This window comes from Terrabacter sp. 05T424 (assembly GCF_056396225.1).
On sequence record NZ_JBFTLB010000002.1, the window covers coordinates 832,073 to 841,752 of the forward strand.

Consider the following 9,680-nt stretch of genomic DNA (forward strand, 5'->3'; position numbering starts at 1 on the left):
CCGCTGACGACTCCTCCGCGCCCACCCGGGCGAACGCGCCCGCCGTCTCGCCCGACGAGGTGCAGCGCACGCTCGCGGCCGTGTGGCGCATGGAGGCCGCCAAGGTGACCGCTGTCATCGCACGCGTCGTCGGCGACGTAGGCCTCGCCGAGGACCTCGCCCAGGACGCCTTCGTGCAGGCCCTCGAGCAGTGGCCGCGCGACGGCATCCCGACCAAGCCCGGCGCCTGGCTCACGTCGACGGCGAGGCGGCGGGCCATCGACCGCATCCGACGCGACGTGAACCTCGCGAGCAAGCTGCAGCAGGTGGGACACATGGAGGAGCTGAGGGTGGCCGACCTGGCCGAGTCCGACTTCGACGCTGCCCTCGAGGACATCGACGACGACGTGCTCGGGCTCATCTTCGCGGCCTGCCACCCGGTGCTCACTGCCCAGGCGCGGATCTCGTTGACGCTGAGGATGATCGGCGGTCTCACCACTCGCGAGATCGCCCGCGCGTTCCTCACGAGCGAGCCCACGATCGGCCAGCGCATCTCGCGCGCGAAGAAGACGCTGAGCCAGGACGGCGTCACCATCGAGGTGCCCTCGGGCGCCGACCTCGCGCCACGTCTCGCGTCCGTGCTCGAGGTCGTCTACCTCATCTTCAACGAGGGGTATGCCGCCACGTCAGGTCGCGACTGGGTGCGCGGCGACCTCATGGAGGAGGCGATCCGGCTCGGTCGGGTGCTGGCCGCCCTCGCCCCCGGCGAGCCCGAGGTGCACGGGCTGCTCGCGCTCATGGAGATCCAGGCGTCGCGCACCCGTGCGCGCATCGGGCGCGACGGCGAGCCCGTGCTGCTGCTCGACCAGGACCGCACGAAGTGGGACTGGGGACTGATCCGGCACGCCCTCGCCGCGCTCGACCGGGCGTCGTCGCTCGCCACCGCGACCGGTCCCGGCCCCTACCTGCTGCAGGCCGCCATCGCCGCGTGCCATGCCCGCGCCCGCACCGCCGACGCCACCGACTGGTCGCAGATCGTCGCCCTCTACGAGCGGCTCGGCACGGTGCGGCCCTCGCCGGTCATCGACCTCAACCGGGCCGTGGCGATGTCGTACGCCGACGGGCCGGCCGACGCGCTCGTCGTCGTCGACGCACTGGTGGCCGCCAATGCGCTCGACGGCTACCACCTGCTCCCGAGCGTCCGTGGAGACCTGCTCTCGCGGCTCGGGCGCGACGACGAGGCCCGGGCCGAGTTCGCGCGGGCGGCCGACATGGCCCAGAACGACGCCGAGAAGGCGCTGCTCCTCAGGAGGGCCGCGGGGGAGGCCTGACCTGCTCGGGGCCCGAGGCCCTCACGAGCCGGCCAGCGAACCCACGGCCGCGCCCGGTCCGGGCAGCACGTCGACGTCGTCGGCGTGCATCGGCTCACCGCAGCGGCTGCACCGCGGGTCGACGGTGGCGATCTCGCCGCACGCGTGGTGGCGGTAGAGCACCGGTGGGCCGGCTTCGCCGGCGAGCCAGCGGTCACCCCACCGGACCATGACCATCAGCATCTCGACGAGCTCGGTGCCCTTCTCGGTGAGGCGGTAGTCGAACCGGGGACGCGCGTCGTACGGCTGGCGCTCGAGCACGCCCTGCTCCACGAGGTGGGCCAGCCGCTCGGTGAGCACCTTGCGCGAGATGCCGAGGTCGGCCTGGAGCTGCTCGAACCGGGTCATGCCGACCCAGACGTCGCGCAGGATCAGTGGCGACCAGGGCTCGCCGATCACGTCGAGCGTGCGGGCGATCGAGCACGCCATGTCGCCGAACTGGGTGCGTTGCATACGAAGAACCTAGCATTTGGGGTTCCTTCAGGGAACGCTGCCTGCTACGGTCGACGAAGTTCCTTCAAGGAACCTGGCAGGTCCGCTGACGACGACGTCCACCTCAGGAGGGCACGACATGATCGACGCAGACATACGCACCGTCCTGGACGGCACACCAGTCGCACACCTTGCGACCACCCTGCCCGACGGCTCGCCGCACTCGACCCCGCTGTGGATCGGCACCGTCGGCGACCGGGTCGCCTTCCTCACCGGACCCGAGTCCCGCAAGGCGCGCAACCTGCGCCGCGATCCCAGGGTCGCCATCTCGCTCACCCCCGCCGACTCGCCGTTCACCCCCGTGGTCCTGCGTGGGCGCGTCGTCGAGTGGCTCGAGGGCGAAACGGGGTGGGCGGTGGTCGACGAGATCGCGATGAAGTACATCGGGTCGCCCTACGGCCGCGACCAGGAGCGGGTCGTCGCGCTCGTCGAGGTCGAGCACCAGAGGCTGGGGATGTGACAGGCATGAGCGCCGACGTGACCGACGAGCAGGTCGAGGCGCTGGCCGCGACCGCCCGGCCGTATGCCGTGGCGATCCTCCGCTGGGCAGGTGGCCGTCACCAGGACGACGCCGCCACGATCGAGGGTGCGCACCAGCGGCGGATGGTGGGTCTGCGGGCCGACGGGGTCATCGCGATCCTCAGCCCGGTGATCTCCGACACCGTCGCCGGCGTCGCGATCATGACGTTGCCCGCCGACGAGGCGCGAGAGGTGATGGCCGCCGACCCGTGCGTGCAAGCCGGCATGATGACCGTCGAGGTGCACCCGAGCCTCGGCTTCCCGGGCGACGCGCTGCCGGCCTGAACCCGGGCCCGACGACGCCAGCCCGAACACGATCCGAACACGACCCGGACCCTCGCTTCACCTGCGTGCGAGAGCGTTGCAGCCATGATGAACCACACCTCAGCCACCCGCCGCCTCACGCGCACGTCCACCGCAGTCGGTGCGGCGCTCCTCGTCCTCGGCAGCCTCACCCTCGGGGCGTGCTCGAAGGCCGGCCCGACCGACACGGCGGTCGCGGCCGCGGCTCCAGGCGAGCAGGCGGCCGGCGCCCAGCAGGCCGACGGCGACACGATCGAGCTCGTCAACGCCGCCCTTGAGAACCCGACCGGAACTGACACGACCCAAGCGGTCGCGCCAGAGCGGAAGGGACTGCGCGCCAGGCTCCTTCGATCCCTGCACGCCACGTGGGTCACCGAGTCGGCGAACGGTCCGGTCACCCACCAGGCCGTCCGCGGCCAGGTCACCGCCGTGTCGGCCACCTCGATCACGGTCAAGGCCAAGGACGGCTTCTCGCTGACGTATGCCGTGGGCAAGGACACGAAGGTGCGCCAGCGTGCCCACGGCAACGGCGCCGCCTCGACGGTCGGAGCCGTGAAGGTGGGCTCCAAGGCTCTCGTCACCGGGGTCGGCGCCACGAAGTTGACGGCTCGCCTCGTCGTCTACAAGAGCGCGACGACCTGAGGCTCACCGCTAGGCCAGTTCGATGTGTTCGGCGGTCACCCGTGACCGCCGAACACATCGATCCGGCTCTCCGCTCGCCGGTTCGCGACGAGGCTCGTCATCGTCACGACGGCGAGGATGCCGAGGATGACGGCGAGCGAGAGCAGCGTCGGTATCTGCGGCACTCCGGGCCAGACGCCGTGCGCCCAGTGCAGCACGAGCTTGACGCCGATGAAGGCGAGGATGAGCGAGAGCCCGTGGCCGAGGTGGACCAGCTTGGCGAGGGCACTCTCCAGCACGAAGTAGAGCGCCCGAAGGCCCAGGAGCGCGAAGGCGTTCGTCGCGAAGACGAGGTAGGGGTCGCCGGTGATGCCGTAGACCGCGGGCACCGAGTCGATGGCGAAGACGATGTCGGTGCCGAGGATGGCGATGGCCACCAGCGCGATCGGCGTCAGGGCCCGGCGACCGTCACGCTTGACGGTGAGGTTCGTGCCGGCATACGCGTCGGTGACGGGGTAGAAGCGGCGGATCAGCCGGACGCTGCGCAGCTGGTCGACGTCGATGCTGTGGTCCCCGTGCGACAGGGCGTCACGCCCGACCTTGACCGCGGTCGCGAGCAGGATGGCGCCGAAGAGCAGGAAGGTCCACGCGAAGCTCGCGATCATCTGCGCGCCGAGGGCGATGAAGATGCCCCGCAGCACGAGAGCGCCCGCGACGCCGATGAGCAACACCCGCTGGCGCAGCGCGCGCGGCACGGCGAACGCCGACAGCAGGATGATGAAGACGAAGAGGTTGTCGACCGAGAGCGACTTCTCGACGGTGTAGCCGGTGTAGTACTCGACCCCCTGCTGCGAGCCGTACTGCCACCAGAGCCAGCCGCCGAAGAGCAGCGGGATGGCGATGTAGAAGGCCGACCAGCCGAGCGCCTCGCGCATGCTCGGGTCGTGCGGGCGGCGGGTGATGAGGAAGTCGATGACGAAGAGGGCGAGCACGCCCGCGATCGTCGCGATCCAGAGGGTGGGGGTGCCGATCGGCGCGGTCGGGGCCGCGGGTCCGGTGGCGGCAGGCGCCAGCACAGAGAGCATGGGTCTCCTCAGAACGTTGAACGTCTGAGGTCTCCTTCACCGGCGATGCCGGCCGCGGACCGGGGCGGTCGTGGGACCGCCGTACTGACCGGAGCGCGCGAGGAAGTACTCCCCTCGTCAACCATTCTACGGGCCGGTCCGCGGTGGGCCAAACGCGTGCCGATGGGCGCTTCCGGCAGGAGTGCGGGTTTCCGGCGGGAGTGGGCGGTGCAAGGCCCACGCGTGATGGAAGCGCGCACCTCTGTCGGCACACCTCACCCTTGCGTATGCCGTGTGCCCGGGAGTCGCAGGGTGAAGCGGGCGCCGCCCTCGGCGGCGTGCCCGGCCTCCACCGAGCCGCCGAGGACCTCGGCGAGGCGGCCGACGATGGCGAGGCCGAGCCCGGTGCCGACCGGCCGCACCCCGCGGTAGCGCTCGTGCAGGACCGAGGGCTCGAAGGCGACATCGAGGTCGTCGTCCGTGAGACCGGGGCCGCCGTCGCGCACCTCGACGACGTCGGAGGCCGGCTCGGCCCGCACCTCGACGACGATCGGGCGGCCGGCCGGCGTGACGCGCAGGGCGTTCTCGAGCAGGCCGTCGACGAGCTGGCGCACCCGCGCGGGGTCGGTGACGGTCCACACCGCGTTGGCCCCGGTGACGACAGTGAACGGCACCCCGACGGCGGCGCAGCGACGGCCCCACACCGACTCCAGCTCACGGCCGAGCGCGGCAAGGTCGGTGCGTTCGGGGGCCACGCTCGGCTGGTCGGCGCCGAGCCGCGCGAGGTCGAGCAGGTCGCCGACCAGCCGCTCGAGCCGCTTGGCCTCGGTGAGCACGACGCCACCGACACGAGCCGTGTCGTCGGGTGGCACGACTCCGCTCGCCAGCGACTCGGCGTAGCCGCTGATGCCGGTGAGCGGCGTGCGCAGGTCGTGCGAGACCGACAGGAGGAAGTCGCGCTGGCGCCCCTCCGAGCGGGACAGCGTCCCGGACAGGGTGTTGAGGGCGCTCGCCACCTCGGCCACCTCGTCCGGCCCCTCGACCGGGACCCGCACGTCGCGCTGCCCGGCCGCGAGGGCGTGGGCGGCGTCGGCGGTGCGCCGCAGCGGACGCGACAGCCGTCGCGCGAGGGCCACGCTGACCACGACGGCGACGACCACGGCGATGGCGAGGGCGAGCAGCACCCGCCGCACGAACCGGTCGGAGTCGGCCGTCGCGTCGCTGCGCCGCTGAACGAGCACGGTCCCGCCGGCGTCGGTCGGCCGGCCCTCGACGAGCACGAGCGTTCCGTCGATCTCGTCGCGGGCCGACACGGTGCGCCCGGCGAGGAGCTGCTGCTGCCGATCCGGTGTCAGGGCCTGACGGGCGATCCGGCTCGTCGAGGTGACCGCTCCGCCGCGACCCACGCTCGCTGACTCGATGCCCAGGACCCCGAGGGTGCGCACCGTCCTGGTCTGCGACGTCCGTGCCACGACACCGGCGTCGGCACGGTCGGCGGCGGCGTCGGCGATCTGCGAGAGCGTCCTGCGGGCGCTGTCGTCGGCCGAGGTGCGGGTGAGCCCCACGGCGAGCAGCCCCGCGAGCAGGGCCGTGAGGACGGCGATCCCCACGCCCAGCAGCACGATCCGCCGCGAGAGCGTGCCGCGGGACCGACGGGGGGACGCCAGCCCGGCGGGCCGCTCCGAGGACGGTGAGGGCGCAGGCTGCCGGGTGGGTGCCGGCGCAGGAGGGATGCTCACGACGCACCCGGCCGCGTGCTGGCGACGCCGGCCCGCGGAGCGCGCTCGGCGGCATACCCGACGGAGCGCACGGTGCGGATCGGGCTCGCGTCGCCGAGCTTGGCGCGCACCTGGGCGACGTGGACGTCGACGGTGCGGCCGCCCGCCGTCGCGGCATACCCCCACACGTCGCTGAGCAGCTGCTCGCGGGTGAAGACGACTCCCGGTCGACGCAGGAGATGGGCGAGGAGGTCGAACTCCGTTGCGGTCAGGGCGATCTCGCGACCGGCGACGCGCACCTCGTGGCTGGTGAGGTCGACGGTGAGCTCTCCCGCGCGGAGCAGGTCGGGCGCACCGGCATCGCCCCGGGTCCGTCGCAGCACGCCGCCAAGCCGTGCCACGAGCTCGCGCGGCGAGAACGGCTTGGTGATGTAGTCGTCGGCGCCGAGCTCGATGCCGAGGATGGGGTCGACCTCGTCGTCGCGTGCGGTCACGAAGAGCACAGGCGTCCAGTCGCCGCGGCCTCGCAGCTGGCGGCACACCTCGATGCCGTCGAGGGTCGGCAGGCCGATGTCCAGCACCAGGGCGCTGGGCCGCAGGGTGCGCGTCGCCTCGAGTGCAGCAGCGCCGTCGCCGACGACCTCGACGCCGTAGCCGGCGGCCCTCAGGTTGAGACGCAGCACGTCGGCGATGGCGGGCTCGTCCTCGACGACGAGCACGAGGCCGCGGCCGGGGTCGGCGCTCGGGCCGGGCATGGCGGGCACGTCTCGCAGCGTAGTGAGGCAAGGGGCCCGGCGAGTCACGCCGACGTCGCGCGCACGTCATGATCGTGTTCGGGTGCGCTCGACGACTTCGCCGACGACCGGGCGCGGGACCGCGCGAGGAGCCACGTGGCGAGGGCGAGCACGGCCACGGCGACGACGGCGATGCCCCACCACGAGCCGGCCTCGGCCGCGAGCCAGGCCTGCACGACGGCGAGGCCGACCGTCGCGTAGAGCACCGCCCAGATGACCGACCCGGCGACCGCGGCCGGGACGTACCACCGCAGCGGCATCCGCATGACGCCGGCAGTCAGGTGGATCGCGGTCTGGACCCCGACGGTGAGGTAGGAGAGGGTGACGGCGGCGGGTCCGAGCCGCCGCAGCAGCCCCTCGGCGCGCGCCGTCAGGTCACCGTGCGCCCCGCGGTAGCGGCGCCAGCTCGCGATCGCGCCTCGGCCGAGCCAGTAGGTGCCGTTGGAGCGCACGATCGCGCTCGCGAACAACGCGAGGAACGCCTGCCAGAAGGGCAGCTCGGCCAACCTGTCGAGCATGCTCACACCCTAGGCGGGGTGGGTCACCCGCCGGCCACCGAGGTGCCCCGGGCCCGGCGCCGAGCCCAACGCGTACGGACGGAGAGGTGCTCGCCCCGTGCGAAGGCGTCGCCTCAGCGAGTGCCGAAGTCGAGCTCAGCGAGTGCCGAAGTCGACCTCTGCGGTCGGCGCCACGTCACCCTTGCGGCCGGGTGCCTCGGACCAGCTCCAGTAGGTGTTGGTGTGCGCGATGACCTGCTCGGGGCTGACGGGAACGCCCCACTGGCGGAGGTCCTCGGTGGTGTGGGCGTCCTCGACGAGGGTCGCGTCGTAACCGCGGACGAGCGCGCCGTGCAGGGTCGAGCGGATGCACGCGTCGGTCTGCGCGCCCGTGACGACGACCCGGCCGACGGCGCGCTCGGAGAGCAGCGACTCGAGGTCGGTGTCCTCGAACGAGTCGCCGTAGCACTTGTGGACCAGGGGCTCACCCTCGTCGCGGACGAGCTCGGGGACGTACTGCCAGCCGTCTGAGTCGATTGCCATGTTCTCGTCGGAGTGCTGCACCCAGATGACCGGCACGTGCTCGTTGCGCGCCTTGGCGACGAGGGTGTTGATGCGGGCGATGACACCGTCGCGGTCCCAGGCGTCGGCAACGACCTGGTTCTGGACGTCGACGACGAGGAGCGCGGTGTTGGGGCGGCCTTCGAGGGTGGTCATGCTTCTGACGCTACGCCGCACCACCGACGCCGGGCGGCCTGGCGCCGCACCGGCTACGTCGGCACCGTGAAGCCCCTGCTCACCCCCGGTGGGGTCACCAACCCGACCGTCCGCACCGTGCTCCTCCACCTGCTCGGCAAGCCGATCGAGGAGGCGAGCGCTCTGCACCCCGACGGCCACGTACGGCCACCCGATGGCCCCGCCCGGCCGCGCACGGCCGAGTCAGCCACCGAGGCGGCCCCCGAGCCAGCGCCCTGACCTCGTCGCCGCCCGACGGGCCCAGCCCGGTTCAGCCGGCGACGAGGAGGCAGAACGGGTGGCCCGCGGGGTCGGCGAGCACGACGAGCGCCTCGTCGGGGTCGTCGGTGCGGTCGAGGCGCAGCTCGGCCCCGAGGGCCAGCGCCCGGTCGCGGTGCCTCTCGAGCTCGGCGAAGGTCGGCACGGCGTAGTCCACGTGCAGCTGCATCGGCACCTCGTGGGTCGGCCAGGTCGAGCGGGCCACCGGCTCGTCCGTCCGTGAGAAGGCGAGCCGCCGCACCCCGTCGTCGTCGAGGAGCACGAGCCAGTCGGCGTCGTCGTCGGCCGGGTCGTCCGGGGGCTCGTCACCGGGCCGGTAGTGCAGCCCGAGCAGCTCGCGGTAGAACTCGGCGAGCCCGCGCGCGTCGTGGGTGTCAAGTGCGGTGTGCATGAGCCGCGGGTAGCCGTGCGTCTCGGTCATGGACCCTCCTCGGTCGTGCGTGCGCGGACCTGCCCACCCTAGGAGCGCGGCGCGGGCTACCGTGCCGTTGTGGAGTCCCCGATCGACCGGACGGTGTCGTGGCGGCCCGCGGTGGCGGGTGTCGCGGAAGTCTTCCACGCGCAGTGGCACGACCACGCCTACCCGGGGCACACCCACGACACGTGGACCCTCCTCGTCGTCGACGACGGCGTCATCGGCTATGACCTCGACCGCCACGACCACACGGCCGTGCGCCAGGGCGTGACCCTGCTGCCCCCGCACGTCGTCCACGACGGCCGCGCCCTGACCGCGGCCGGGTTCCGCAAGCGCGTCGTCTACCTCGAGGAGGACGTCATCGCACCCGACCTCGTCGGCCGCGCGGTCGACGCGCCGCTCGTCCCCGACGCCGACCTGCGCCGCGCGGTGTCGCTGCTCGACCGGGCCCTCGTCGCCCGCGACGACCTCGAAGCCGAGTCCAGGCTCGCGCTCGTCGTCGAACGCCTCACCGCCCATCTCGTATGCCGCATGCCCCCTCCCACAGATGCCGCGCAGCCTGCGGGCCGTCGGGTCGCGCGCCTCGCCCGCGAGGTCTTCGACGCCGACCCCGTCGGAACGCCCGGGGTCGCGGCGGTGGCCGCCTCCTTCGGGGTCACGACTCCGCACCTGGTTCGGTCCTTCTCCCGCGCGTACGGCATCGCGCCGCACCAGTACCTCCTCGGCCGCCGCCTCGACCTCGCCCGGCGTCGGCTGCGCGACGGCATTCCTGCGGCGCTCGTCGCGCCCGAGACCGGCTTCTACGACCAGGCCCACCTGACGCGGCACTTCCGCCGGTTCCTCGACACGACGCCGACCCGGTTCCAGCGCAGCGCCTGACCGCACGGTCCGGAC

13 protein-coding genes are annotated in these 9,680 nt (G+C 72.8%); 6 read left to right on the forward strand and 7 right to left on the reverse strand.

What is annotated here, in order from left to right; all coding sequences use genetic code 11:
* Nucleotides 1–89: 89 nt before the first annotated feature.
* Nucleotides 90–1,310 (forward strand): RNA polymerase sigma factor, encoded by a 1,221-nt coding sequence (locus AC1DE0_RS09035; protein ID WP_478099574.1) that lies wholly within the window; start codon nucleotides 90–92, stop codon nucleotides 1,308–1,310.
* 21 nt (nucleotides 1,311–1,331) lie between these two features.
* Here the strand turns inward: AC1DE0_RS09035 and AC1DE0_RS09040 are convergent, their stop codons facing one another.
* Nucleotides 1,332–1,802 (reverse strand): winged helix-turn-helix transcriptional regulator, encoded by a 471-nt coding sequence (locus AC1DE0_RS09040; protein ID WP_478099480.1) that lies wholly within the window; start codon nucleotides 1,800–1,802, stop codon nucleotides 1,332–1,334.
* 118 nt (nucleotides 1,803–1,920) lie between these two features.
* Here AC1DE0_RS09040 and AC1DE0_RS09045 point away from each other — a divergent pair, with 118 nt between their 5' ends.
* From AC1DE0_RS09045 to AC1DE0_RS09055, 3 genes are all read left to right on the forward strand, one after another.
* The gene (locus AC1DE0_RS09045; protein ID WP_478099483.1) at nucleotides 1,921–2,301 is read left to right on the forward strand and encodes a TIGR03618 family F420-dependent PPOX class oxidoreductase; all 381 of its coding nucleotides are present in this window, start codon (nucleotides 1,921–1,923) and stop codon (nucleotides 2,299–2,301) included.
* A gap of 5 nt (nucleotides 2,302–2,306) precedes the next feature.
* The gene (locus AC1DE0_RS09050; RefSeq protein WP_478099485.1) at nucleotides 2,307–2,645 is read left to right on the forward strand and encodes a YciI family protein; all 339 of its coding nucleotides are present in this window, start codon (nucleotides 2,307–2,309) and stop codon (nucleotides 2,643–2,645) included.
* A gap of 84 nt (nucleotides 2,646–2,729) precedes the next feature.
* Complete coding sequence (locus AC1DE0_RS09055) at nucleotides 2,730–3,305, forward strand: hypothetical protein (RefSeq protein ID WP_478099487.1); 576 nt, start codon at nucleotides 2,730–2,732, stop codon at nucleotides 3,303–3,305.
* A gap of 35 nt (nucleotides 3,306–3,340) precedes the next feature.
* Here the strand turns inward: AC1DE0_RS09055 and AC1DE0_RS09060 are convergent, their stop codons facing one another.
* From AC1DE0_RS09060 to AC1DE0_RS09080, 5 genes are all read right to left on the reverse strand, one after another.
* Nucleotides 3,341–4,369: a TerC/Alx family metal homeostasis membrane protein gene (locus tag AC1DE0_RS09060; RefSeq protein WP_478099491.1), complete on the reverse strand. Its 1,029-nt coding sequence runs from the start codon at nucleotides 4,367–4,369 to the stop codon at nucleotides 3,341–3,343.
* A gap of 254 nt (nucleotides 4,370–4,623) precedes the next feature.
* Complete coding sequence (locus tag AC1DE0_RS09065; RefSeq protein WP_478099493.1) at nucleotides 4,624–5,970, reverse strand: HAMP domain-containing sensor histidine kinase; 1,347 nt, start codon at nucleotides 5,968–5,970, stop codon at nucleotides 4,624–4,626.
* A 113-nt stretch (nucleotides 5,971–6,083) separates the two neighbouring features.
* Nucleotides 6,084–6,821: a response regulator transcription factor gene (locus AC1DE0_RS09070; RefSeq protein WP_478099575.1), complete on the reverse strand. Its 738-nt coding sequence runs from the start codon at nucleotides 6,819–6,821 to the stop codon at nucleotides 6,084–6,086.
* A gap of 44 nt (nucleotides 6,822–6,865) precedes the next feature.
* On the reverse strand, nucleotides 6,866–7,378 hold the full coding sequence (locus tag AC1DE0_RS09075; RefSeq protein ID WP_478099495.1) for a DedA family protein: 513 nt from the start codon (nucleotides 7,376–7,378) through the stop codon (nucleotides 6,866–6,868).
* A gap of 135 nt (nucleotides 7,379–7,513) precedes the next feature.
* Nucleotides 7,514–8,074 (reverse strand): cysteine hydrolase family protein, encoded by a 561-nt coding sequence (locus AC1DE0_RS09080; protein WP_478099497.1) that lies wholly within the window; start codon nucleotides 8,072–8,074, stop codon nucleotides 7,514–7,516.
* Between the two features lie 66 nt (nucleotides 8,075–8,140).
* Here AC1DE0_RS09080 and AC1DE0_RS09085 point away from each other — a divergent pair, with 66 nt between their 5' ends.
* Complete coding sequence (locus AC1DE0_RS09085) at nucleotides 8,141–8,332, forward strand: hypothetical protein (RefSeq protein WP_478099499.1); 192 nt, start codon at nucleotides 8,141–8,143, stop codon at nucleotides 8,330–8,332.
* Nucleotides 8,333–8,363: 31 nt separating this feature from the next.
* On the opposite strand, the gene AC1DE0_RS09090 is transcribed toward AC1DE0_RS09085, so the two are convergent.
* Complete coding sequence (locus AC1DE0_RS09090) at nucleotides 8,364–8,792, reverse strand: VOC family protein (protein ID WP_478099501.1); 429 nt, start codon at nucleotides 8,790–8,792, stop codon at nucleotides 8,364–8,366.
* A gap of 69 nt (nucleotides 8,793–8,861) precedes the next feature.
* On the opposite strand from AC1DE0_RS09090, the gene AC1DE0_RS09095 reads away from it, so the two are divergent.
* Nucleotides 8,862–9,665: an AraC family transcriptional regulator gene (locus tag AC1DE0_RS09095; protein WP_478099504.1), complete on the forward strand. Its 804-nt coding sequence runs from the start codon at nucleotides 8,862–8,864 to the stop codon at nucleotides 9,663–9,665.
* Nucleotides 9,666–9,680 lie beyond the last annotated feature (15 nt).